This window comes from Streptomyces sp. NPDC127097, from assembly GCF_042724075.1.
Taxonomy (GTDB): Bacteria; Actinomycetota; Actinomycetes; order Streptomycetales; family Streptomycetaceae; genus Streptomyces.
Map to the genome: position 1 here is coordinate 137513 of NZ_JBHXFI010000006.1, position 24764 is coordinate 162276.

The 24764-nt window shown below is 73.0% G+C and carries 21 protein-coding genes; 6 read left to right on the forward strand and 15 right to left on the reverse strand.

Annotated elements, in window-relative coordinates:
* Positions 1-78: 78 nt before the first annotated feature.
* Positions 79-852 carry a DUF72 domain-containing protein gene (locus ACFWJW_RS07990; protein ID WP_387236532.1) on the forward strand — a complete coding sequence of 258 codons (774 nt, stop codon included), beginning with the start codon at positions 79-81 and terminating at the stop codon, positions 850-852.
* Positions 853-936: 84 nt separating this feature from the next.
* Complete coding sequence (locus ACFWJW_RS07995; RefSeq protein ID WP_387236534.1) at positions 937-1221, forward strand: acylphosphatase; 285 nt, start codon at positions 937-939, stop codon at positions 1219-1221.
* Between the two features lie 189 nt (positions 1222-1410).
* Here the strand turns inward: ACFWJW_RS07995 and ACFWJW_RS08000 are convergent, their stop codons facing one another.
* The 9 genes from ACFWJW_RS08000 to ACFWJW_RS08040 form a co-directional block, all read right to left on the reverse strand.
* Entirely contained in the window at positions 1411-2811 is a 1401-nt protein-coding gene (locus ACFWJW_RS08000) for a lanthionine synthetase C family protein (RefSeq protein WP_387236536.1), read from the reverse strand.
* Positions 2808-5936, reverse strand: a complete 3129-nt coding sequence (locus tag ACFWJW_RS08005) for a lantibiotic dehydratase (RefSeq protein ID WP_387236538.1) — start codon at positions 5934-5936, stop codon at positions 2808-2810. The genes ACFWJW_RS08000 and ACFWJW_RS08005 overlap by 4 nt, the downstream gene beginning before the upstream one ends.
* 133 nt (positions 5937-6069) lie before the next feature.
* Positions 6070-6210: a hypothetical protein gene (locus ACFWJW_RS08010; protein WP_387236540.1), complete on the reverse strand. Its 141-nt coding sequence runs from the start codon at positions 6208-6210 to the stop codon at positions 6070-6072.
* Between the two features lie 209 nt (positions 6211-6419).
* Positions 6420-7469 carry a UDP-N-acetylmuramate dehydrogenase gene (locus ACFWJW_RS08015; protein WP_387236642.1) on the reverse strand — a complete coding sequence of 350 codons (1050 nt, stop codon included), beginning with the start codon at positions 7467-7469 and terminating at the stop codon, positions 6420-6422.
* 165 nt (positions 7470-7634) lie between these two features.
* Complete coding sequence (locus ACFWJW_RS08020; protein WP_387236542.1) at positions 7635-8945, reverse strand: hypothetical protein; 1311 nt, start codon at positions 8943-8945, stop codon at positions 7635-7637.
* A 274-nt stretch (positions 8946-9219) separates the two neighbouring features.
* Positions 9220-10506: an MFS transporter gene (locus ACFWJW_RS08025; RefSeq protein ID WP_387236544.1), complete on the reverse strand. Its 1287-nt coding sequence runs from the start codon at positions 10504-10506 to the stop codon at positions 9220-9222.
* Positions 10507-10720: 214 nt separating this feature from the next.
* Complete coding sequence (locus ACFWJW_RS08030; RefSeq protein ID WP_387236545.1) at positions 10721-11734, reverse strand: 2-hydroxyacid dehydrogenase; 1014 nt, start codon at positions 11732-11734, stop codon at positions 10721-10723.
* Positions 11731-12900, reverse strand: a complete 1170-nt coding sequence (locus ACFWJW_RS08035) for a lactate 2-monooxygenase (RefSeq protein ID WP_387236547.1) — start codon at positions 12898-12900, stop codon at positions 11731-11733. The genes ACFWJW_RS08030 and ACFWJW_RS08035 overlap by 4 nt, the downstream gene beginning before the upstream one ends.
* Positions 12901-13137: 237 nt before the next feature.
* Positions 13138-13599, reverse strand: coding sequence for a MarR family winged helix-turn-helix transcriptional regulator (locus tag ACFWJW_RS08040; RefSeq protein WP_387236549.1), 462 nt, complete (start codon positions 13597-13599; stop codon positions 13138-13140).
* Positions 13600-13693: 94 nt separating this feature from the next.
* Here ACFWJW_RS08040 and ACFWJW_RS08045 point away from each other — a divergent pair, with 94 nt between their 5' ends.
* The gene (locus ACFWJW_RS08045) at positions 13694-14542 is read left to right on the forward strand and encodes an SDR family oxidoreductase (protein WP_387236551.1); all 849 of its coding nucleotides are present in this window, start codon (positions 13694-13696) and stop codon (positions 14540-14542) included.
* 33 nt (positions 14543-14575) lie between these two features.
* On the opposite strand, the gene ACFWJW_RS08050 is transcribed toward ACFWJW_RS08045, so the two are convergent.
* Positions 14576-15463, reverse strand: coding sequence for a phenylalanine 4-monooxygenase (locus ACFWJW_RS08050; protein WP_387236553.1), 888 nt, complete (start codon positions 15461-15463; stop codon positions 14576-14578).
* Between the two features lie 812 nt (positions 15464-16275).
* Here ACFWJW_RS08050 and ACFWJW_RS08055 point away from each other — a divergent pair.
* Positions 16276-17355, forward strand: a complete 1080-nt coding sequence (locus tag ACFWJW_RS08055) for a sugar ABC transporter substrate-binding protein (RefSeq protein ID WP_387236554.1) — start codon at positions 16276-16278, stop codon at positions 17353-17355.
* A gap of 151 nt (positions 17356-17506) precedes the next feature.
* Here ACFWJW_RS08055 and ACFWJW_RS08060 read toward each other — a convergent pair whose 3' ends face one another.
* Entirely contained in the window at positions 17507-17983 is a 477-nt protein-coding gene (locus tag ACFWJW_RS08060; RefSeq protein ID WP_387236556.1) for an Lrp/AsnC family transcriptional regulator, read from the reverse strand.
* 229 nt (positions 17984-18212) lie between these two features.
* On the opposite strand from ACFWJW_RS08060, the gene ACFWJW_RS08065 reads away from it, so the two are divergent.
* The gene (locus tag ACFWJW_RS08065) at positions 18213-19724 is read left to right on the forward strand and encodes an FUSC family protein (RefSeq protein WP_387236558.1); all 1512 of its coding nucleotides are present in this window, start codon (positions 18213-18215) and stop codon (positions 19722-19724) included.
* A gap of 155 nt (positions 19725-19879) precedes the next feature.
* Positions 19880-20929, forward strand: coding sequence for a lactonase family protein (locus tag ACFWJW_RS08070; RefSeq protein ID WP_387236560.1), 1050 nt, complete (start codon positions 19880-19882; stop codon positions 20927-20929).
* 15 nt (positions 20930-20944) lie between these two features.
* Here the strand turns inward: ACFWJW_RS08070 and ACFWJW_RS08075 are convergent, their stop codons facing one another.
* The 4 genes from ACFWJW_RS08075 to ACFWJW_RS08090 all read right to left on the reverse strand — a co-directional run bounded on the left by ACFWJW_RS08075 (position 20945) and on the right by ACFWJW_RS08090 (position 24761).
* Positions 20945-21286 carry a nuclear transport factor 2 family protein gene (locus ACFWJW_RS08075; protein WP_387236562.1) on the reverse strand — a complete coding sequence of 114 codons (342 nt, stop codon included), beginning with the start codon at positions 21284-21286 and terminating at the stop codon, positions 20945-20947.
* Positions 21287-21604: 318 nt separating this feature from the next.
* Positions 21605-22558 (reverse strand): sirohydrochlorin chelatase, encoded by a 954-nt coding sequence (locus tag ACFWJW_RS08080; protein WP_387236564.1) that lies wholly within the window; start codon positions 22556-22558, stop codon positions 21605-21607.
* A gap of 84 nt (positions 22559-22642) precedes the next feature.
* Positions 22643-23671 carry an N-acetylglucosamine kinase gene (locus ACFWJW_RS08085; protein WP_387236566.1) on the reverse strand — a complete coding sequence of 343 codons (1029 nt, stop codon included), beginning with the start codon at positions 23669-23671 and terminating at the stop codon, positions 22643-22645.
* On the reverse strand, positions 23664-24761 hold the full coding sequence (locus ACFWJW_RS08090; protein WP_387236567.1) for a phospholipid scramblase-related protein: 1098 nt from the start codon (positions 24759-24761) through the stop codon (positions 23664-23666). The genes ACFWJW_RS08085 and ACFWJW_RS08090 overlap by 8 nt, the downstream gene beginning before the upstream one ends.
* Between the last annotated feature and the right edge of the window lie 3 nt (positions 24762-24764).

Sequence of the window (24764 nt, forward strand, 5' to 3'; positions counted from 1 at the left end):
GACGCCGGGTGACGGGTAGCCGGTGACTGACGGCCGGTGACTGATATGCCGTGCCCCGGAACGGGCAGGGATGCGGATATGACCGTCCTCGTCGGAACCTCCGGCTGGCAGTACAAGGACTGGCGCGAGGTCCTCTACCCGCCGGACCGGCCGCAGCGACTGTGGCTGGAGGAGTACGCGCGGCACTTCGCCACCGTCGAGAGCAACGCCGCCTTCTACCGGCTGCCCGAGGAGAAGACCTTCGCGGACTGGCGGGACCGGACCCCCGACGGGTTCGTGATGGCCGTGAAGGCAAGCCGCTATCTGACCCACATCAAGCGGCTGCGCGAGCCGGAGGAGCCGGTCGGGCGGCTGATGTCGCGGGCCGCCGCCCTCGGCCACCGGCTCGGGCCGGTCCTGCTCCAACTGCCGCCCACACTCAAGGCGGACCCCGGCCTGTTGGACGACTGCCTCAGCTGCTTTCCGGCCGGTACCCGGGTCGCCGTCGAGCCCCGCCACCCGTCGTGGTGGACCGCGGAGGTCCGTACGGTGCTGGAGCGGCGGGGCGCCGCGCTGTGCTGGGCGGACCGCGGTTCCCGGCCCGTGGCGCCCCTGTGGCGGACCACCGACTGGGGGTATGTGCGCTTCCACGAGGGCCGCGCGGAGCCCTGGCCACGCTACGGCAGGCAGGCGCTCACCACCTGGGCACGGCGGATCGCCGACGCCTGGCCGGACCGGGCCGACGTCTACACCTACTTCAACAACGATCCGGGCGGGGCGGCCGTCCGCGACGCCACCACCTTCGCCCGTGCCGCCGCGGCCGCCGGCCACACCGTGAGCCGTGCGCCGTCCGGGCGTGGCGCCGCCCGGTGACCGTGGCCCCGGGATATATCTGCGCTCGGACGGGACGGGACGGGCCGGGCGAACGAGGCGCTGAGGTGACGAGGTGAGACAGGGATGATCCGCAGACGGATGGTGGTCTCCGGAGACGTGCACGGCGTGTTCTTCCGCGACACCTGCCGGCGCACGGCCGACGCGCTGGGAGTGGCCGGCTGGGTGCGCAACCTCCCGGACGGGACGGTGGAGGCCGTGGGCGAGGGGGAGCCAGAGCGGGTGCGGAAGCTGGTCGACTGGGCGCACGAGGGCCCGCCCCTGGCCACCGTCGAAGCGGTATCCGTACGGGAGGAGGAGCCGGAGGGGCTGACGGGCTTCGAGATCCGGCCGACACCCGCGGGTTTCTGACCGGCCGGCACCCGCAGATTTCTGAACGGCCGGGGCACCCAGGCCGTGCCGTGTCAGGGGCCGACGCCCGAGGCCGCGCCCGGCCCGACGCCCGAGCCGCGCCCGCCCGATGCCGAGCCGCGCCCGCCCGATGCCGAGGCCGCGCCCGGCCCGACGCCCGAGCCGCGCCCGGCCCGACGAACGGCCGCCTCACCCCATCAGGAAGGCCGCGTCCCAGCCGTTCACCTCCTCCACGCCGACTCCCCGGCGGGCGTCCGCGTAGTCGGCCAGGACGAGCGCGATCCCGGCGGCGCCGTCCAGCAGCCCGGGGTGGTGCACCCGGTGCGGTGCGGACCCCGTCCCGGGGGCGGGCGGTACAACCTGGCGGTAGCCAAAGGGAGTTCGGGCATCGCACTCCGCCACGAGCTCCTGGGCGAGGTCGTCCGCCGCCGTCCACCACTCGGTGCGTCCCGTGGCGACGGCCATCCGGCTGACGGTGTGCAGGACGCCCGCACGGCCATGGCAGAAGCCCGGGTCGGCGGACACCGCGGCATCGAGCGGGCGGCGCACCAGGCCACCGACCGCGTCCTCGGCCAGGGCCGTCAGCCCGCGGTCACCGAGCGCCCGCCCGGCCAGATACAGCGACCAGGCGATCCCGGCCGTCCCGTAACACCATCCCGGCCGGCTCCTCGCCCCCGCCTCCCGGGGCGGACGCTCCCGGGACGGTGGGGAAGACTCCCCGGCCGCCTCCGCGGGGGCGACGCGGCCGGGCCACCGCGTGCCCAGGTCGTCGGTGTACCCCACGCTCACCACCCAGTCGGCCATACGGCGGAGGGCATCGGCCATCCCCGGCACCCGGTGTCCGGACCGGTACGCCAGCGACATCAGGGCCAGGGGGCCGCAAATCCCGTGCGCGACACCGACGTTGAGGTCGCCCCCCGGGTACTCCTCGCGGTCACGGGGGAGGAGATAGCGGTCGGGGGCGCACCACCACCCCGGCACCTGGATTCCGCCGGCCGCCGGGGGCCGCACGGGATGCGTGATCCCGACCAGCCAGGTGAGGACGTCGCGGAGTACCCGCGCGCAGCGCTCGTCGCCGTGGTCGGCGGCCAGGAGGAGGCCACGGCCCTCGCCCGTCAGGCCCGAGATCACGTCGTAGTCGTCGGCCGCCTGCCCCGCGCCGTCTTCCTGCCGCCGGGCCACCAACCGGGCGACCCGGGCCTGGACATAGTCGGCGTGCACCTCGGCGCAACGCGCCAGCAGCCGGGTGTAGCCGCCGTGCGCGTCGGCGTGCAGCCGTGCGGGCAGCAGCAGATCACCGACCGCGGCCGGGCCGGCGTCGGTGGTCGCCGCGACGGCCGCCGCGAGATGGGCGTGCCCGACCGCCGCGTACCGGGCGTCGTTCCGGGCGCACCTGGTGTGCAGCAGCGCGATGCCCGGGTGCCCCATCAGCAGCGACGCGGGCTGCCAGGCGGGCTGGAGCAGTTCCGGCGGCAGCGCGGCGCACGCCTCGTGCGCCGTACCGGCCACCTGCTCCGGTGAGCTCAGCAGATCGGCGACCCGGTACGCGAGGTCCGACGCGGCGTCGCACAGGGCGAGGGGTACGGTCATCGGTCGTTCCGCCGCCGTCCGAGCCACAGCGCCAGCGCCTCACGGGCCGTCACCTGCGCGGTCCGTTCCTGCTCGCGCCGTGGGCCGAGCAGCCGGTTGCAGTGCATATGGGCCAGGCTCAGGGCGATCCGTGCCCTCCGGTCGTGGTCCGTCGCACCGGCCGGCAGCACCTCACGCAGACCGGCCAGCGCCGGGCCGCGGGTGCTCCATCCCACGCCCCAGCCGTCCGCCGCGGCCGGCGGCCGGGGCCGGGCGTGCGCGTCCAGCAGCGCGGCGACCTCCTGCTTCCGCGACCGCGGGACCGCTCCCCGGTGTGCCAGCACCGACGGGCCGCTGAGCCAGTCGAGCGCCTCCTCCGGGGAGCCGAGGCGGGTGAGGATGTCGAGGATGCCCAGCGCGGCCGGCAGCGAGGGATCGCCCAGCTGGTCGGGGGCCATGGCCAGCAGCGTGACGACGGACTCGCTGTCGGCGTGGAAGACGCGCTCGGCGTGCCCGAGGGCGGCCGGTCCGCCGTACCGCTCGATCTCGGGTTCGTAGGTGTCCAGGGCCACCGTCCCGAGGAGTCCCGCCGCCGCCCGCTCCCGCGCCCAGGAGTGGAGCTCGGGCAGCAGCACCGGCCACAGGGATTCCGGCTTGCCGTGGAAGCGCAGCCGGATGTGCGGTTCCGGGTCCGCGTAACGGAGGAAGAACCAGCGGTCGGCGCCCGCTCTGCCCAGCAGCTCGGGATCGGTCAGCGCGCCGAGGTGACGGGCCAGCACCTCCGGCTGGCGGGCCGGGGGCACGAAGAGCTTCGCGTAGAGCCACTCACCGCCGGGCAGATGGGCGCGCGCGCCGCGGTCGCCGTCCGGGCCGTCCGTCGCGAGCGGGACCGGAAGCGGGGCTGGAAGCGGCGCCGCGGCGGGGCGGGCCTGCCGGGTACCGGGCGGGGCGCTCCGGCCCGCGGACCGGGCGAAGACCGGAAAGACGAACTCGGCGGCATGGGGGCCCTCGGCGCTCCGGAACCACTGCCGTTCCGCCCGGCCTCCGCACCGCTCCACCACCGTCAGACCGGCCGCCCGCCGCACCTCGTCACGGAGAACCGGGAGATGCAGCGGGTCGTCGAGGTCGACCGCGACCCGGTGATCGGCCTTGGTGAGCAGCACCTGCCGGGGCACCTCCCAGCGCCGCCGCCACTCCCCGACCTGCTCCCCCCACTCCTCGTCGCCCCGGTCGGCCGCGGCGCGCAGGGCCCGGTCCGGCAGCCAGCGCGCCGGGGAGAGCACGGTCCGGCCGTGGCGCACCCGCGGCAGCGCGGGAGCCGAGGCCCAGCGTCCCCAGCTCCACGGTGCGCAGAAGGACCGGCCTTCCTGCCCGAGCTCCAGCAGGAACCGGGCCACGTACGGAAGGTGACCGTTGGCCGGGTTGAGCATCGAGTACGAGAGCGGACGCACCCCGCGGCCGGTCGCTCCGTCGACGAGCCGGAGGCGGTCCGTGTCCGCGTGGACCGCGAGGTTCTCCAGGCGCAGATCGTGCGCCGTCTCCGCCGCGGCGGGGCCGACCCCCAGGGGGAGGCGATGGGACAGCCACTGCGGGACGGCGGAGACATTGGCGGACCGTGCCACCCTGGGCCGGTAGGCGACACAGGCCGGGATCTCGCCGTCCGGTGCACTGTGCTCCGCGTGCAGCGCCAGCTCCTGGATCCGCGCGTCCGCGGGGCCGAATACCGGCGTGAATCGGCTGAACATCGCCCCCGCCAGCGGCGACACGGCCTGCGGCGCCAGCACCAGCTGGAAGTCCCCGGCGCACAGGGCCTCCCAGTCCGGAGCCACCAGTTCGGCGCCCACCTCCATGCTCAGCGGGGCCGGTGCGCGCTCCGCCGGTTCCAGGGCGCGCACGGTCTCCTCGTCCAGCTCCACTTCCCGTACGCCACGGCGCGCCGCGTCCATCAGCAGCTCGCCCAGGACCCGGTCGCGCTCCCCGGAGTCGGGGGAGGGCACGGCTGCGGGCTGCCGGTAGGCGCGGGGCAGCCCCAGCCCACGGGCGTCGTCCAGCAGTTCCAGGACGGGCACCGCGCGGTCGGTTCCGTACTTTTCGAGGAAGGCCAGGTGGTAGTCGCGCAGGTGCGGATTGCCGCGGTGGACGGGGGAGGCCCGCCACAGCACCGTCGCGGCCCGTGCCGCTTCCCGGGCCACTTCGGGCGGCAGGGTCAGCCGGATGTCCAGGGACAGGTCGGTCTGGAGCACGTCGGACGCCGGCTCCAGCGCCCGCATCCGAGCGGAGACCGCGGTCAGCCGCCCCCGCCGGTCGCCCGGCGATGCGGTGTCCAGAGATGCCAACTCACCGTGAATCGCGCACAGTTCACGGGCAGTGGGGTGGTCGACCCCCTGCAGCCGGTCGCGTACGTGGTCGAGAGGGGCGGTGCAGTCGGGCGGCGGTGTCAGATCGGTCAGCAGGAAGTGGCCGCGTACGAGCTGGGTGATGCTGCCCTCGACCGCCCCTTCGGGCGCGTGCGGGAACGCTCGCCGGCCCGCTTCCACCAGCCGGGGAAACGGCGTGGGCCGCGCCGCGGCCGCCAGCAGGGCCCGGACCACCCGGGTGTGGCGCACCGACCCCGCCAACTGCCGTTCACCGGTGGGGTCGTGGTGGTCGACGAGCACCAGCCGGCCGTCCCGTACGGTGTGCAGGTTGTTGGCCGTGAGCCGCGAGCGCTCCAGTGCGGCGGGGAGATCGCGCAGCGTCTCCAGTACGCCGTCCAGCCAGGCCGCGTCCGGCCGGGTCACGGTGCGCCCGGCTCCGAGCGGTTCCCGGGCGGGTTCCGGTCCGAATCCGGCGAGCCCGACCCCGGCGAACAAGCCGAACGGGGTGGGGCGGTGGGACATCCGTGAGCGGTACTTCGTCAGCGACCTCGCGATACGGCGCAGCGACTTGAGTCGGAGCGCTTCTCCGGCGACGGCGCGGTCCACCTCGTCCGCCAGGCTCGCGCTGGCCAGGCTCACCGCCGCCATGAGCCGTGGTTCGGCGGCCAGTTGCGCTATCCGGTGGCGCAGCCGGGCTGCCTCGTGCGGGGCCTCGCCGGACGGCCGGGGCCCGGGGGCCGGGGGATCGTCCGAGGGCAGCGGGAGGGCCGCGGCCCGTACCAGAGCCACCTTCCCGCACTCGAATCGCACATCACCCGTACCACTCACGCCTGTCCCCGCCCCGTTCACGTGCCACCGCTCCGCCCGACGACAGCGCGGGGTGCCGCGGGAGAGCGTCCCGCGGCACCCCGCACCGGTGTGGTCAGCAGTGCCAGGAGGTGGGCGGGCAGACCTGCGTCATCAGCTTCGAGTCCTGCGCCTTCGCCGCGGTCGTGGCCGACTCCATGATCTCCATGTCCAGGTCGAGGTCGAATTCGTCCAGGTTGATGGTGACGTTCTCCATGGTCCCCTCCAAAGAAAGATAATTTAATTCCGGAGTAATCCCGGTTGTTGCGGAAATATTTCGCAACCGCCGAGGTATTTCATCCGAGGTCGCGATCTTCGTCAAGAGCGTTTAGAACCCGCCCGCCGGGGCAACTCCCCTGCTCCGGGCCCGTGTTCACCTCCGACGCGCGCCGGGTGAACTGTCTCCGCGAGGCCGTCGGCCCCCGCTCAGAGGAAGTCGAGTTCGGAGGTCAGCCGGACCCCCGTGCGGCGCAGCACTTCCTCTCGTACGAGCTCGATCGCCCGGGTGAAACCGGCGGCGGTCGCGCCCTCGTCGGCGACCAGGGTGTAGTGCAGCGAGGAAAGGCGAACACCCTTGACGATCGGGGTGCTCAGCTCGAAACCGGCCTGCCGGATGAGCCAGCTCGCACTCACCCGTGTCGAGCCGTCGGGGAAGCGGTTCACCGGGGCGTTGCGCGCCCGCAGGCCGTCGGCCTGTGCGGGGGAGATCTCGGGGCTGAGGAACACACTGCCGACCGATCTGTCGTCGGTGCCACTACAGCCCAGCACCATGCCCTTGCTCCGCCGGACCGCGAGCACCGCCTGGGCCACCTCGTCCAGCGGCACCCGGCTCCCGACCGGGACATCGAGCGCGGCGGCCACCGTCCGGTACGTCACCGGCGCGCTCAGCTCGGACCGGCGCAGCGCGAAGACCAGATTCAGCAGGGTCCACCGGCGGGAGTGCTTGAAGACACTGGTGCGGTGGCCCAGCCCGCAGGCCGCGGCGTCCAGGGTGACCATCCGGCCCAACTCCCAGTCCCACGCGGTCACTTCCACCAGGCAGTCGGCGGTCTCCTGGCCGTAGGCGCCGACATTCTGGACCGGGGTGGCGCCGGTGGTCCCGGGGATGCCCACCAGCATCTCCATGCCCGTGAGGCCCTCGGCGACGGTGGCGTCGACCAGGTCGCCGAGGAGGTGTCCGGCCTGCACCTCGACCAGCACCCGCCCGTCGGCGGTGCGGCCGGTCATCCGGACGCCCTTGGTGCTCATCCGCAGCACCGGGCCCGGACAGCCGGCGTCGCTGACCACCACATTGCTTCCTTCGCCGAGACAGACCGGCCGGCCGGGGGAGGCATCGGCCAGCGCGACGAACTCGGGGAAGTCCGCGGGGTCGAACAGCTCGAAGAGGACCGCCGCCGGTCCTCCGAGACCCAGCGTGGTCAGCGGGGCAAGCGGTACCTCGTGAGTGACTCGCATATGTTCCTGTTTCTCCTGGATGCCGTTCCGTGTCGAGGGGTCGTGCGAGGGGAGGGGGGCGAGGGCCGGCCCTCAGTGGGGGACGGGCAGCACGCCGCCCGGCGTCACCGCACGACGAGCGGGGGCCGGGGCCCTGCCGACGGTCCCGGAACGGCACGGCGGCCGAGGGGACTTCGTGATCATGTCTCAGCACGCCGCCCGCGCCCGGCCCGCCGCCAGCAGCTCGTCGGCCCGTTGCACGATGTCGCGCGCCACCGCACTGTCGTACCGCACGAACCGCCGCCGCAGCGCCATCAGCCGCGCGTGGGCGCGTTGCGAGCTGATGTGCTCGGCCAGCGCCAGCGCGTCCGTGGCGGCCGCCGCCGCGCCGTCGAGCTCGCAGCGGGCCAGCCGCGCCTCGGCCAGCGAGGCGCTGTGCAGCAGCAGGTTGCGCGGCTGGCTGCCCCGGAGCAGGTCGATCCCGCGGGTGAGATACGACTCCGCCCGCTCGGGGCACCCCAGCTCCAGCCAGGCCCGGCCGGCATCGGCCACCATGACGGCGGGGGTGAGCCAGTACGCCCAGGGCTGCTCGGCGGCCGCGGGCCGGCCCGCCCGGCTGAGCTCGGCCGCGTCGTCCAGGGCCCGTTGACAGGCCGCCTCGTCGCCGAGACCGGCGTGGGCCCGGGCCTCGCGGGTGGCCAGCAGCGCCTGGCCGATGCCCATGTCCTCCTGCGCCGATCCCTTGCGGGCGATACGGATCAGCCGCAGCGCCTCCTCCCCGCGGCCGGCCCATCCGGCCCGGTAGCTCATACAGGAGATGATGTACGCGGCGAGCGGCCGGTCACCGGCGGCCCGGGCGGCGCCCAGGGCGGCCAGGAAGCGCGAGTTGCTCAGCTCGTCCTGCCCCTGATCCGCCGTCAGCCAGGCGGTGAGCTGGCCGAGTTCGGCGATGATGCGGTGCAGCTGCCGTCCGGTCGACGCGTCGTAGGAGTACTTGGCGGCCAGCCGCTCCGCCCATTGGAGGTCCTGGAGCGCCCAGTCCAGTACGAGCCCGCTGCTGCCGCTGTCGTCCAGCTGGCGCAGCTGCTGGATCCTGGCGGTCAGCATCTCGATCGCGACCCCGGGAACCTCCTCGCCGCGCAGCCGCGAGGGCGGCGGCAGCGCGTCATCGGCCACCAGCCAGTCCACCGACGCGGTGAGCGGATCGAGGGCGGCCGGCCGCTGCACGGGCGCCGCGGGGCGCGGCTGAGCGGGCAGCCGCCGTTGCGGCGGGACCGCGGACGCGAAGTGCCCGGGCCACAGCGCCTCGACCGTGACCGGCTCTCCGAGGTGGTCGGACAGGATCGTCGCGATGATGTACGGCAGCCGGCGCCGGGGGCGGGCGCCCTTCAGCCAGTTGTACGGAGCCTTGCTGCTGATGGTGCCGCTGCCGCACCGCCGGTTGATCTCACGGGCCAGCCGCTCCGGCGGCCAGGACAAGCGCGCCAGGCAGGTCGCTAACACAGACGTATCGTTCATCGGCGGAGAACCTCGGCCGCGGCGGCGCTCGATGCTGTGGGAGGGGCGGCCGGGACTGTCGGCTCCGGCGACCGCCGGGGGTGCTCCGGAGTCATGTCAGACCGGAGCGGAATCGGGCCGACGGTGTGCATAGCCGCTTTCCACGCCCCCCTGCCGACAACTGCCCAGTCATAGTAGGGATTCCCTGGGGCGGGAGGCCGAATCTGTGATGACTGACACAGCTACTGCACACCATATGCAAGTACAGGATTCAAGCATCAGACGCACCCGGGCCTCAGACCTTGAGCAGCTGCGGGGCCGGGGCCGCGTCCCGTACCGATGCCGGGCGCAGCGCCCTCCAGTAGAGCGCGACCCCGACCGCCAGCACGCCGACCGCGAACAGGAAGGGCGTGGCGAACGACCCGCTCACCTGCGCCAGCCAGCCGGTCAGCAGCACCCCGCCCGCGGTGGCCGCCGTATTGAGGAAGTTCATCAGCCCGCTGACCGCACCCACCGCGCCCGGCGGTGCGAGCAGTCCGGGCAGCCCCCAGGCGACCGGCGCGGCGATGGCCAGCCCCGCCAGGGAGACGGACATCCAGCAGACCGCGAGGGCGGGTGATCCGGCGCCGCCCGCGGCACCGATCGTGCCACCGAGCGCCAGGCCGCAGGTCAGCACGGTTCTGCGGACCACCCACGGGTCGCGGCCGCGGCGGATCAGCCGGTCCACCAGCCAGCCGCCCACGGCGAGTTCGGCAACCGTCGCCACCGCCCACGGGACCATCGAGTAGAACCCGGACTGCAACAGCCGCACATGGAACTCCCGCTGAAGGAACTCCGGCATCCAGGTCAGCACGATATTGATGGTGTAGCCGTAACAGGCGAAGCCGCAGGCCACGACCCAGACCCTGCCGGAACGCAGGGCCGTGCGGAACTGCCGCGGCCCGCCCCGGTCGGTGTCCCGCGCCCCGCCCCGGAGGATGAACCCCCGCTCGGCCGGCCGCAGCGAGCGGTACTCGGACGGGTCCCGGTAGCCCCACCACCACACGACGGTGAACAGCACACTGACCGCGGCGCTGAACAGGAACCCGGCCCGCCAGCCCCACTCGCTCATCACGAACGCCAGCACCGGGAACGCCACCATGTTGGCCAGCTTGGTGGCCCCGTCGAACAGGGCCGTCGCCATCCCGCGCTCACTGACCGGGAACCACGCCGCGGTGGCCTTCGACGCGCCGACCATCGAGGGACCCTCGGCCACCCCGAGCAGCAGCCGCGCCAGGATGACCGGCCCGACCCCGCCGGCCACCGCGGTCAGCAGGCCCGCGACGGCCCACAGCGCGGAGGCGATCCGGGTGAGCCGCGAGACCCCCAGGAGGTCCACGAGCATGCCGGCGGGTAACTGCACCAGGCAGTACGACCAGGTGAACGCCGAGAGCACCACCCCGAGTTGCTGAAGGTCCAGCCCGAAGTCGTCGGCGATCGAGGAGCTCGCCACCGATATCGCCGTACGGTCAAGGAAGTTGACGACGATACCGCCGGCGAGCAGTCCGCCGATCGCCCAACGGGTACGTCCACGGGGTTCCACGAGCGTGCGCCAGCCTTTCCTGGTGGGGCCTCGGAGGGAGCCGGGCGGACGCTACTCCAGTCGCCGAGGGGGCAGCCGTCGGTGGTGTCGAGAAATGGCGGTGGCACGCCAGGAACGCGCCACCGCACCGCCCGCTCAGGTGTGCGAGCCCACTGAGCGGCACCCCGAACAATGGCTGAAATTCAGGACGGAGTGCGCACCCGGCACTCCGCCGTCACGACACGACGTCCCGCAGTGGCTCGCCCTCCAGATGGCCGACGACGTTCTGCACCGCGGCCAGGGCGATACGGACCAGGGTCTCCCGGGTGACGCCCGCGACGTGCGGGGAGAGCACCACGTTCGGGGCCTTGAGCAGGCGCAGCGCCGCCGTGGGCGGTTCGGGGTCGAAGACGTCGAGCCCGGCCCCGGCGAGGGTGCCCGCCTCCAGGGCGTCGGCGAGGGCGTCCTGGTCGATGAGGGCGCCGCGTGCGGTGTTGATGACGAAGGCGGTGGGCTTGAGGAGGGCGAGGCGTTCGGCGTCGAGCAGGTTGCGGGTCCGGTCGGTGAGCGGGGCGTGCAGGGTGACGTAGTCGGACGTGCGGAGCAGTGCGTCGAGGTCCAGGTGCCGGGCGCCGCCGAGACGGGCCTCGGTCTCCGGTCCGGCGGGCCTCGGCCCCGTATAGACGATGGTCATGTCGAACGCGACGGCGCGGCGGGCGACTTCCTCGCCGATGTGGCCGAGGCCGATGATGCCGAGGGTCTTGCCGGACAGTTCGGTCAGCGACTGCTGGAGGCGCGGCAGCGCCCAGTCGGCCTCGACCAGGGCCGTGTGGGCCGGGACCAGCTGCTTGGCGAGGGCGAGCATCAGGGCGAAGGTCTGCTCCGCCACATTCTGCTTCTCCGCGCCGCTGGAGCCGATGTTGCAGACCGGGATGCCCCGCTCGCGGGCCGCGTCCAGGTCGACGTAGTCGAAGCCGTGGCTGGCGCACTGGACGAGCTCCAGCCGCGGTGCGGCGGCGAGATGGGCGGCGGTGACCGGACTCAGCCCGGTGATCAGCAGGTGTGCTTCGCGCAGCGCCGCCGGGTCCTCGTCGGCCGACTCGACGACGGTGACCCGGGCCCGGCCGGGGAACAGACCGGCCAGCGCGGCTCCGGCGGCCCGGCCGCCGACATGCGGCGAGACAACGGCGAGCACGTTCTTCACGGGCTGCGGCTCCGGGGCCGGGGCCGAGTGCGGCGCGCTGGTCATACGGACTCCTCGATCAGGTCGTCGGCGGTCAGGGTGGCGGGGCGGGAGTGCCCGGACAGGGCGAGGGTGAGGTCGAACTCGGCGAGCAGACAGCGCAGCACGTGCTCCACGCCCGCCTGGCCGTCGAGGCCGAGCCCGTAGGCGTAAGGCCGCCCCACCAGTACCGACTTCGCGCCCAGGGCGAGCGCCTTGAAGATGTCGTCGCCGGTGCGGATACCGCTGTCGAAGAGCACGGTGAGCCGGTCGGCGGCCGCCTCGACGACCCGGGGCAGCGCATCGGCGGCGGCGACGGAGCCCGCCACCTGGCGGCCGCCGTGGTTGGAGACGACCACCCCGTCCACCCCGGCCTCGGCGGCCCGCAGCGCGTCATCCGGGTGCAGAATGCCCTTCAGCACGATCGGGCCGTCCCAGTTCTCCCGCAGGAACGCCAGGTCCGGCCAGGTTTTGGCGGGGTCGGCGAACATCCCCACGAAGTGCCGGACCGCCGCGTTGGGATCCTCCTCGACCGGCTTGGCGAGCCCCGCCCGGAACGCGGGGTCGCTGAAGTAGTTGGCGGTGCCCACGCCGTGCAGGAACGGCAGATATGCCTGGTCGAGATCGCGCGGCCGCCAGGCGAGGAGCGGGGTGTCGAGCGTGACGAAGAGTGCGGTGTAGCCGGCCGCCTTCGCCCGGTGCAGAAAGCTCCTGGTGACCTCGCGGTCCTTCGCCCAGTACAGCTGGAACCACCGCTCCCCGTCACCCATGGCCCCGGCGACCTCCTCCATGGGGGTGCTGGAGGCGGAGGAGAGGATGTACGGCACACCCTGGGCCGCGGCGGCCCGGGCGGCCGCGGACTCGGCGTCCGGGTGCATGATCGACAGCACCCCGACCGGCGCGAGCGCCAGCGGCGCGGGCAGCGCGCGGCCGCACACCTCCACGGACAGATCGCGTTCCCGCACATCGCGGAGCATCCGCGGGACGATCCGCCGGCGGTCCAGTGCGGCCCGGTTGGCGGCAGCGGTGCTGCCGGTGCCCGCGCTGCCCGCCACATAGCCGACCGGGCCGGGCCCGAGCCGCTGCTCGGCGAGCCGCTCCAGCCGGGTCAGATCCGTCGGCAGCCGCGGTACGACGCCCGTCATGCCGTGAAGATAGATCTCGTACTGGAAGTCCGCCCAGTGCTTCGCCATCCGTACGTCCCGCCTCTCGTCGCCGAACCTGCGTGCTCCCCGGAGATCCTGGCGACCGTGACAAGTCCCGTCCACCGCGCTGCGCACAACACGCGGGTGGAATCATCACCCTGTGACAGAGGAACGGGAGCCTGTCCGGCAGCAGCTGCTCGCCGCCCCGCGGGTCGTCGCGGCGATCGTCGCCGTGGGCGAACGGAAACGGCCGGAAGCCGCGTCCGGCCCCCAACTCCCGCCGGATCAGCCGTCCTTGTTGGCCTTGAGCTTCTTCCACACCGTGCTGAGCGCTTCGAGATCCTGCTGGTCGAGGAGGTCGGTGAAGACCGGGGCCAGACAGGCGCGCCGGGTGGCATCGGCCGCCTCGAAGAGCTGGTGGCCCTCGGGGGTGAGGGAGACCTCGACGGAGCGGGCGTCGCGGGCCGACGGGGTGCGGGTGACCAGGCCGCGGCTCTGGAGGGCGTCGACGACCCGGGAGACCTGGCTGCGGCTGAGCATGGTGCTGTTGCCGAGCACCGAGGCCGGCACCGGATCCGGGCTGGAGGCGAGCCAGAGCATCACCTCGAACCAGGAGACCGGCAGGTCATGGGCCTTGCTCAGGGCGCGGTCCACGCGTTCGGTGAGCACGGTTCCGGCCCAGACCAGCCCGTAGAAGGCGTAATCGGCCACGGGCATCTCGGCCTGGGTGAGCTTCCTTTTCGCCATGCCCCCAAGGCTACCGTTTGCGTGTGCGCACACATAATGCTTATGGTGTGTGTACACGCACCTAATCTGCTTCGCACGGCCCGAAAGGCTCGCCATGTCTTCTCCCTCGTCCAAGGTTGTTCTGATCACCGGCACGTCCTCCGGCATCGGGCTGGCCGCCGCGGTCGCCGCGGCGCGGGCCGGCTGGCGGGTGGTGGCGACGCTGCGCGACACCGGCCGCTCCGGTGCGCTGCGCAAGGCGGCCGAGGAGGCGGGGGTGGAGCTCGACGTCCGGCAGCTGGACGTCGTCGATGAGGGCTCCGTCGCCGCCGCGGTCGACGGGGTGATCGCCGATTACGGCCGGCTCGACGCCGTGATCAACAACGCCGGTGCCGGACACCTCGGCACCCTTGAGAACGAGGGCGTGGCCGCGGTGCGCGGCGTGATGGAGGTGAACTTCTTCGGCGTGCTCCATGTCTCGAAGGCGGCCCTGCCGCATCTGCGGGCCACCGGCGGCCGTCTGATCACCGTCACCAGCGTCGGCGGGGTCATCGGGCAGCCCTTCAACGAGGCGTACTGCGCGGCCAAGTTCGCCGTCGAGGGATACATGGAGAGCCTGGCGCCGGTGGCGGCCCGGCTCGGGGTGACCGTGTCCGTGGTCGAGCCCGGGGCCGTGGCGACCGAGTTCGTGAACAACATCGGGGTCGATCTGGCGGGCGAGGTCGCCGCTGCGGGCCCGTACGCGGAGGCGTTGCAGGCGTACCTGGACCGCACCGTCGCGCAGTTCGCCAACGGCGCGCAGACTCCCGCCGAGGCCGCCGGGGCCGTACTGGAGGCGCTCACCGCGGACCGGCCCGCGTTCCGCCTCCAGACCTCGGACTGGGCACGCGAGTTCACCGGCATCAAGCTCACCGACCTGGACGGCTCGGCGGTGCTCGGTCTCACGGGCGGCTGGATCGGCTGACCCGGCAGACGGGCGTCCGGTGGTACGCGGCGCCTACGCCCGGTCGCGGGAGAGCGCCGGAACGCGCAGGCGGCGCGCGCTCTCGTCGTCGAAGTCCGCGCAGAAAGCGCCCAGGACGTCTTCGAGATGTTCCAGGGAGCGGACGGTGTAGAGGACGGGCTGGTAGCCGGAGATGCGGTACGGGGTGGCGGCCGCGGTGCGCAGGTCCAGGGGGCGGATCATCCGCCGGTCATGGGCGCCGATCTCGCCGTAGGACGACAGGAGGGCGGCGCCGAAGGCTTTGGGGGTGCCGGCCTCGGTGATCAGCCCGTATTCGAGGGTGAACCAGTAGACCCGGCTGAGGATGTCGAGGGCCTCAGCGGTTTCGGTCCGGTTGGCGGCCTGTCCGATGAGCCGGTACAGCCGGGCGAGGCGCGCGCACGACAGATGGACGCCATGCCCGAAGACGTCGTGCAGAACGTCCGGTTCGGGCGCGTACAGCGGGACGGCGGGGTGGCGGACGAACTGCACTGCATGGAAGTAGCCGTGCTCCATCGCCCCCAGGAACCGCTCATTGGGCACCACCCCGCCGGCCAGTGTGAAGGCGAATCCGGTGCGGGCGGTGAGGGCGGCGCTGACCTCCGTGTGCTGGGGGATCCGGTCGGCGCGGATGCCCGCGTCCTCACCGGCGTCCAGCACCGCACGGCAGGCGTGGGCGTGGTGTGCCGGGCCGAGTGCCCGGTGTACCGCCCGCCAGGTGCGGTGCTCGTCCTCGGTGTAGTCGACGGCCGGGTAGGGCGCCCCCACCCGATGGCCTTCGGCCCGCGCGGCCAGCGCATCACGACGGCGCCGGTAGGCCGGGTCGCTGCGGCCGGGGTGCTGGTTCGCGAGCCCCAGCCGGCCGTCGGCGGAGATGGGGGTGTACTGCCACGCCGTGCTCATGTCCGTCACCTTGCTCTGCGCCCAGGTGCGTCGGGCGACGTCCGCCGTCCATCGGCGGCTGCGGGGGATCGGCGGGTCGCCCGCTCCTTCCTCAGGATCTCATCGAACGGGACGGCCGGCCGGGTGGCGGCCGGTGGGCGGGCCGGGTGGCGGCTGCTCGATATCCGTCGCCGTTGACGCCTCGCGGTTCGCCCGCGATGAGGATATCCGTGGCAGCAAACAAGCTGACGCGATTTACGGGAATTCCCTTTGCCGTGGCTGTATTTGATTGCGGTGTGGGGCCGAATAACTATTCGGCGGGGTTTCTTGTCATCGGGCGGCGGCGTGGTCGGCACGGCGGCCGTCCTGGCCGGGGGCCGGGGGGCGGGGGGCCGCAGCGGCTCCGCGGCCCCCGACCCCGGAAAGCTGCGCCCCGCATCTAGTTTCCCGCCCTCCGTGCGGTCCGCCATGTGGGACGAAAGGTGGCGATCGCGTCACCCGTGCGCTCGTGGTCGGGCGTGGTCGTACAACTCCGTGCGGATATGCCCTGATTGGGGGGTCAATCGGCGGGGAGGGGCGTGGTGTTACCGCCCGTTACACTCCCGGATTCGGGCCTGGTGACCGACCGGTAAATGGAACGTTCCGGAGTGATACGGAACGAATTGAACTTTTCGGTACTGTCCGGAACGCCCGCCGGATGACGGCGGTTCAGAGAGTCAACTCACGACTCGCTTTCATATCGTTGTGACTTTGATTCTTGACGGTAGGGCCGCAGGTGGCGTTCACTTCAGCCGTTCTGGGCCGGTCAGGCGGCCCCTTTGGAGGTACCGGAAATGAATGCAATAATGCGGCGGGCGCTCACCGGCGCGGTGGCGATTTCGCTGGCGGCGCCCTTGGCGGCCTGCGGAAGCGAGCAAAAGGATGCCGGTGCCGGCAAGGACTCCATAGGGTTGCTGCTCCCGGAGAACAAAGCGGCCCGCTATGAGAAGTTCGACCGCCGTATCATTTCTTCGCGTGTTGCCTCCCTTTGCCTTGAATGCAAGGTCGACTACCACAATGCCGAGCAGCAGGTCGACACCCAGAAAAGACAGTTCGACGCGCTGGTGAAGAAGGGCGTCAAGGTCATCATTCTGGACCCGGTCGACGCCGCGGCGGCCAAGAGCTGGGTGGACTCGGCCGCCAAGAAGGGCGTCAAGCTCATCGCGTACGACCGGCTCGCCGAGGGCGATGTCGCGGCCTATGTCTCCTACGACAACGAGAAGATCGGCCGGCTCCAGGGGCAGGGGATTCTTACCGCCCTCGGTTCCCAGGCGGCCACTTCCGATGTCGTCATGATGAACGGCTCGCCGACCGACCCGAATGCGCCGGCCTACAAGAAGGGCGCCCACGAGGTCCTCGACGACAAGGTGCATAAGATCGTCTTCGAGAAGGACATCCCCGACTGGTCCGCCGCGGCGGCCAAGAAGGAGATGACCGATGTCATCAACGCCCAGGGCGCGGAGGGCTTCGACGCGGTCTACTCGGCCAATGACGGTATGGCGGCCGGCATCGCCGCGGCGCTCAAGTCGGCCGGTATCAAGAATGTGCCGGTCGGCGGCCAGGACGCCGAACTCCCCGCGCTACAGCGGGTGGTGGCCGGAACCCAGTACTTCACCATTTACAAGGAAGTCCGGCCGGAGGCCGAAACCGCCGCCGAAATCGCCTTCCGTCTGCTGCGCGGCAAGAGCATCAAGTCCCTGACGACGACCACCGCCGACAGCAAGAGCAAGTCCGGTATCCCCGCCAAGCTGTTCAAGGCGCAGATCGTCACCAAGAAGAACATGAAGAACACCGTGGTGCGCGACGGCGCCGTCCGGACCGACCTGCTCTGCGAGGGCCTCACCACCGCCTGCAAGTCCGTCGGCCTGGAGTGACGCCCCCTCGTTGAGCGCCCTCTTGGGCACGAAGTACCTGACGGTGGCCCGGTGTTGCGACGCCGGCCACCGTCAGGCGCGGGGATCGACGCTCAGCCGGCGCGCGGCCTCCAGGAACACCTCCGGCGCCGGCTTGCCGTGCGCGCGCGGCTCAGCGGGGCCCGGCGCCGCCCACCGCCTCGACCAGCGGCAGCATCCGGTGCGGCACCCGCTCCCGCAGCGCCATCTCCGTACGGGTGCGGACCACGCCCGGCAGGCTGATCAGCCGCTGGATCACATCTTCCAGATGCGCCGCGTCCCGGGCCACCACCCGGGTCAGCAGATCCCCGCCGCCGGTCGTCGAGAACGCCTCGATGATCTGCGGCACCTCCGCCAGCGCGTCGGCCACCTCCTCCAGATGCCCCTGGGTGACCTCGATATGGACGAAGGCGAGGACGGGGTGGCCGAGCGCGGCGGGGGACAGCCGGGGGCTGTAGGCGGTGATCACGCCGTCGCGTTCGAGGCGGTCGAGACGTGCCTGCACGGTGCCCCGGGCGACGCCGAGGAGGCGTGCGTACTCCCGGACGCTGGTGCGCGGCTGCTCCAGCAGCAGCCGCAGGATCTTGGCGTCCAGGACATCCACGGCCATGTCAACGCTCTCCTCACGAGTGGCTGAAAAGGAGCCGTCACCCTCGGTCACGCCCTTGCCCATTGGCCTCCTTCTGGCGGCCAGGGAGGCCAGGAAACTGTACCAATGGCACAGCGTTCACGGCCTCTGTTGAGCAACCTGCCGACATGATGCTGTGATGGCCCCGTCGATGGCGCTGCGGACTCCCGCGGCGCCTTTTTCATGCGGGCTTGTCGAAGGGGCGGAAGCTGTGCTGAAGAGGGTGTTCGTGGCTCCGGATCCGGGACTGCTGCGGCTGCGCAGCGCCACCCGGGCCGTCCTCGGCATCGGCCTGGCGGTCGCGGTGTGCGCGCTTACCGGCCACTCACTCGTCGCGGCCATCACCGGCGGGCTCGCCGCGCTGCTCGCCCTCTTCACGGTCACCGACGCCACGGTCCGCGGCCAGCTGATCACCACCGCGCTGCTGCCCGCGGTCGGCTTCCCGGTACTCGCCGCCGCGGCGCTGCTGCACGACCACCCGATGGCGCGGGACGCGGTCTTCGTCGCCGTCGTGGGCGCGGGGGTCTACGCCCGCCGCTGGGGGCCGCGCGGTCATGCCCTGGGCGTGTTCGCGTTCATGACCTTCTTCGCGACGCAGTTCCTGCACACGGTGCCGGACCAGCTGCCCGAGCTGTACACCGCGGTCACCCTCGCACTGCTCGCCGCCGCCACCGTCCGCTTCGCCGTGTGGTGCTACGAGCTCCGGCTGCCCCCGGTGGCCGTGCCCGTTCCGCCGAGCGCCCGGGGACTGGCCCGGACGACCACCCGCCAGGCGATCCAGGCGACCGCCGGCAGCGCCTTCGCCCTCCTCGTCGGCCAGCTGCTCTCCGAGCAGCGCTGGTACTGGGCCGTGGGCGCCACCTGGTGGATCTTCGTGAACACCACCTCACGCGGCGAGACCCTGGTCCGCGGCTTCCGCCGGGCCCTCGGCACGGTGCTCGGCATCGCCCTCGGCCTCGTCGTCGCCGTCCCGCTGCACGGCGCGCCCGTCCCCACGGTCGCCCTGGTCGCGGTCAGCGTCTTCGGGATCTTCTACACGGCCGCGGTCTCCTACACCTGGATGATGCTCGCGGTGACGCTGATGGCCGGGCTGCTGTACGGGCTGCTGGGGGTGCTGGACCCCGCGCTGCTCACGCTGCGCCTCGCCGAGACCGGCGTCGGAGCGCTCGGCGCCGCACTGGCCGTGCTCTTCGTCCTGCCCGTCACCACTCATGCCACCACCGACGCCTGGATCCAGCGCGCGCTGCGCTGCGTCCACCGGTGCACCGCCGAGGCCGCCGCCCGCCTCGCCGGCTCGCCGACGGCCGATCCCGCCCCGCACGTCGCCGAGCTCGCACCGCTGCTGAGCCGGGTACGGCTCTCGCTCGCCCCGCTGGTGCACCCCCTCAGCCCGCTGCGCGCCCGTAAGGAACGGGCCCGGCAGGTGCTGGCGCTGCTCGACGACTGCGCCCGTGAGGTCCGCGGGCTGGCCTCCATCGCCGCCGACCCGGAGGCATCCCACGACGCCCGGCTCACCGCCGCCTGCCAGCGCGTGGAAGCCGCCGTCGAGGCGCTCACCGCACCGCGCAGCAGCCGCCACCACCCGGCGGCCGTCGCCGTGGCGGTGTCGCAGCCGCCCGCGGCGGAACCCGCGCTCGTCCATCTGCACGGTCTGGAGCGGGCGCTGGCCGAACTCTCCGCGCCCCTGCGCAGCTCCCCGCGCGCCGAACTGGTCGACGCCTGAACCGCGGCCGGGCGGCCCGCGGCGTCCTGAGCGCCCTCCGGAGTACGTACGGTCCGGGGCCGACGGCGGGAACCGGCCATCGCCCGGGACGCCCCGCCCCTGCCTGTTAGCGTCGCCGCAGCACCTCAACGGGCAGGCGGACGAAGGGCGGACCAGTGGCGACGAGCGTCAACGGCCGGCGGGCGTACATCGGATCGTTCACCACGGCCGGCGGCCTCGGCATCACCACCGCGGCGGTCGACCCGGAGTCCGGCGCCCTCACCCCGCTGCACTCCACCGACGCCGTCCCCAACCCCTCCTACCTGGCGCCGAGCCCCGACGGCCGGTACCTCTACGCGGTCAGCGAGACCCCGGACGGCGCCGCGGCCGCCTTCGCCCTCACCCCACGGGGCCCCGAGCTGCTCGCCCCCGCCGTCCCCGTGGACGGCGCCGACCCCACCCACCTCACCCTGGCCGGCGGCCGGCTCATCACCGCCAACTACAGCTCCGGCAGCGTCAGTACGCTCCCCGTACGGGCCGACGGCACACTCTCCGGCCCCGCCACCGTGCTCACCCACCGGGGCGGCGGCCCGCGGACCGACCGCCAGGAGGGCCCGCACGCCCATGCCGTGCTGCCCGACCCCGGCGGCCGCTGGCTGCTCAGCGTCGACCTGGGCACCGACTCGGTACGCAGCTGCGCCCTCGGCTCCGGCGACGGGGCGCTGACCGTCCACACCGAGGCGGCCCTGCGGCCCGGCAGCGGCCCGCGCCATCTCGCCTTCCACCCGCGTGCCGACCGCGCCTATGTCGTCAATGAACTCGATCCGACGGTGACGGTCTGCCGCTGGGACGCCGACCGGGGGGTGCTGACGCCGCTGGGGGAGACCCGCCTCCTCCCGGACGGGGCCACCACGGAGGGCACCTTCCCCTCCGAACTGGTCCTCTCCCGGGACGGCCGGTTCGCCTGGGCCGCCAACCGGGGCCACGACAGCCTCTCGGTCCTCTCCCTCGATGCGTCCGGCGACACCGCGACGCTCGTCACCACCGTCCCCTGCGGCGGCCATTGGCCCCGTGACCTGGCGCTGCACCCCGACGGCCGGCACCTCTACGCCGCCAACGAACGCTCCGGCGACGTCACCTGGTTCACCGTCGACCCGGCGACCGGCATCCCGGCCCGGGGCGGATCCGTGGCGGCACCGGCCGCCTCCTGCGTGGTCTTCGTCTGACCCGCCCCGACCGCCTCACCCCTGCGGGAAGTACCCGCCGAAGTACACCTGGGTCTCCGTGACCCGGCCGTCCCGCACCGTCATCACCTCGACATTGCGATGCCGCTCGCCGGTCGTCAGCTCGTACGCGTACCGGACGAAGACCTGCTCGGCATCGATCGCCACGGCATCGAGGATCTCCTGCCGCCGGAGCCGGTCCGCCGTGGGAAAGCAGATTTCGAGGAACGCGGCCTTGCCGAGGTGATCGTCCTGCGGACTGGTGAAGACGAAATCCTCGGCGAGCAACCGGTCCATGGCCGCGCGGTCCTGGGCGAGATAGGCAGCGAAGGCGGCGCGGACGACATCGATGTGCGACATGAACTTCCCTCCTGGGCGGCCGCTCGCCCACGAGGGACGAGCGGTCGGCGCATGGCCTGTACAGGACGTTGGACCTGGTGGGATGCCCGGACTCATCGGTCGGCGCGTCAGGGGGACGGCAGGCGCCCTGTGGGCGTCTCTCACGGACGTACGGCTGTCCACCCACCCGCACCGCACCCTTCGCCCTGCCGGGCCGTCTGGCGGGCGTCTGCGCCGCCCGGGGCGGAATCGGACCTATCGCCTCCGCCCGGACACGGCGAAGGGCCGCCCCGCGCACTGCGCGAGGACGGCCCTTCGGAGAACGGTGACCGGTCCCGACTAGCGGACCGGAACCCCCTGCGTCTGCGTCGGAAGGTTGATCCCCACCGCCGCCGCGTAGTTCGAGAGCACCAGCCGGCCCACCGTGCCGTAGGCGCCCAGCGCCTCGGCCGACGCGCAGCCGGCCTCCGCGGCGGCCGCCCCCAGCAGGCCGTCGCTGATCTCCGGGCCGATCAGGTACGGAGCCAGCGCCAGCTGCTGCGAACCGGATTCCCGCAGCTGCTCGGCGGTACGGGAGATGGCGCCCTCCTGGTCCAGGGCGGCGGCCAGCACCGGCACCGCGAGCCGCGCGGAGAGCAGCATGCCGGTGATCCCGGCGGCCTGTACGGCCTCCTCGCCGCCCACGGTGGCGAGGATGATGCCGTCCGCGGCCGTGGCGACCGTGAACAGCCGGGCGCGGTCAGCGCGCGCCAGACCGGCCTCGGACAGCCGGACGTGCAGCGCCTCGGCGAGCAGCGGGTGCGGGCCCAGGACATCGGTCAGCTCGGCGCCGGAGCCGCTGTTCATCATCGCCTGGCGTATCCGGCGCAGCAGCGCGCTGTCCGGACCGGCCAGCAGCGGTACCACCACCGCGGCGGGACCGGGGTCGGGCTGTCCGTCGGCGCCCACCCGGTCCTTGTGCTCGGCGGCGGCGTGCGCCAGTACGGCCTCCAGGGACGGGAACTCGTCGTCGCCACCATCGACATAGCCGATCCGGGCGTCGAGGCCCGGGAGTTCGGAGCGGGCGATGCTGGAGACCTCCTCCGCCAGGCTGCGCGAGGCGGCGGAGGGGGAGCCGGGGACGGCCAGCACCAGGGCGGGTGCGCCCTCGGGTGCGGCGAGCGGCTCCGGCTTGCGGTGGCGGCCGGACTGCCGACGCGGCATACGTACCGGCAGACCGGGTGCGGCTCCCGGGCTCGGGGAGGCGGCGTCAAAATCGGGCGAGCCAGGTGCGGGCCCAGTGGGGGAACTCATGGCGTCGCATGCTAACGCCTCGGACCACCCCCGCGCGGAGGGAGGGTTCGGTGGAGCGGTATCCGTCCCGATTTATCCCGCGCGTCACCCCGGCACAGGCCGTGTGATCTGCAACAACTTCCGATCCGTGGGCAGTGTCAGACGGTCCCCGGCCAGTGCCGCGGCGAGGGTCAGCGCCCCGTCCAGCGGGCTCCCGGCAGCGGCTGTCGTACGGGCCTGCGGCAGCCGCTCGGCGAGTGCCGTACGCAGCGGAGCCAGCAGGGGTTCCCCCATGCCGAACAGCCCGCCCGTACAAGCCACCGTGCTGCCAGCGCCCGGCGGGCAGACCGCGGCCGCGGCCTCGGCGATATGGCCCGCCGCGGCCCGCAGGATGCCGCGGGCCACCGCGTCGTCCCCGGTGGCGCAGCGGGCGACCTCCGGGGCGAACGAGGCCAATACGGCGGCCCGGTCGGGACGCGGGTAGAGCGCGCCGGGCAGCCCTGCGACCGGCCCGAACACCGCTTCCGCGCGCGCCAGCAGCGCGGCCGAGCCGCCCGGCCGCCCGTCGTACGCGCGCAGTGCGGCCTCCAGCCCGGCGCGGCCGATCCAGGCGCCGCCGCCGCAGTCGCCCAGCAGATGGCCCCAGCCGTCCGCGCGGCGCCAACCGCCTTCCGGGGTCAGGTCGGTGCCCAGGGCGATCATGCCGGTGCCCGCGGCGACCACCGCACCGGGCCGCTGGCCCAGCGCCCCGGCGTACGCGGTGACCGCGTCCGCGGCGAGGGCGACCCGCCGCACCCCGAAGGCGGACGCCAGCGCGCCCGGCAGCCGGGCGCGGAGCTCCTCGCCCAGCGTGGCCATACCGGCCGCCCCCACGCACACCGCGGTGAACCCGTCCGCACCCGCTGCCCGCGCCAACTCCGTTGCGGCGGGCAGTAGTTGGGACAGCAGATGCTCCGCGTCGATCCCCGCGGGGCCGGTGCGCACCGGCTCGTCCGAGGTGCGGGCGGCCAGCGGGCGGGCCTCGGCGTCGTCGGCGCGTGCGACGGCGCACCGCAGCCCCGAGCCGCCCGAGTCGACGCCGAGGACATGGCCGGCCCGGAGGGTGTCCGGGCGGCGGCCGGCCGGCTCACCCAAAGCCGCGGGCGTCCTGCTTGAGCGCGGTGTCGACGGTCAGGGCCGTGGCGACCACCAGGCTCAGCAGCGGGTCGGGCAGCTGCTGGTGGATCTGGAGGACGTAGTTGTCCGCGGAGGTGAACATCGTCTTGGCGAGGCCCTCCCAGGTCTTGGTGATCCGGGCGATCTCGGTGTCGGCGTGGTCCACGATGGCGAAGTTCCAGGCGCGCCAGTTCTCCGCCTTGATGGCGCCGATCTGCTGGCCGTTGACCATCATCGCGAAGTTGATCTTCCCGATGGCGTTCTGCTGCACGATCTCGCCGACCGGCGAACCGTCCGGACGCTGCACGATCACCTTGGACTTGATGATCTTCGCGGGCCGGGTCAGCACCAGCTGCGGCTGGCCGTACGCGTCCCGGATCTCCAGCTTGTGGGTCATGTACTGATCGAGGCTGGAGACCACCCGGAGCACCTTCTTGGCCGTGCTCTGGCCGACCTGGACGACCGCGCCCAGGGTGTTGCCGTGCTGGTCGAAGACGCTGTACTCGTTCGTGACCTCGATGAGCTTGGCCTTCTGGTTGACCACCAGCACCGGTTCGGTGAACAGGGTGCCACCGCCCGGCCCGCCGGGCGCCACGCCCGCCTTCTGCTGCACCTGCTGCTGCACGGCGGCCGGGTTCCCGCCCGGCTGCCCCGTCATCGGCTGCCCGGCCATCGGCTGCTGTCCGTACGGCTGCTGCACCGGCTGACCGGGCATGGGCCGGCCGGGCGCCTGCTGCGGGTGGCCATAGCCCTGGCCCTGTGGCGCGCCGCCCTGCTGCGGACCCGGATACGGTGCCTGGCCCGGCGCCTGGCCGGGCGCCTGCGCGGCCTGCTGCGGCGCGAACTGCTGCGGCATCTGCTGCTGCGGGGGCTGCTGGGTGGCCTGCTGCGCGGGCGCCTGCTGAGCCTGTGGGGGGCCGGGCTGGGGAGCCTGGCCCTGGGCGGGCGCCGCGGCCTGTTGTCCCGGGTGGGTGTGTTCCGTCCACTGGGACCCGTCCCACCAGCGGAGTTGGTGGGGGGTGCCCTGCGGGTCGGCGTACCAACCCGCAGGGATGTTCGCATTCGTCATGCG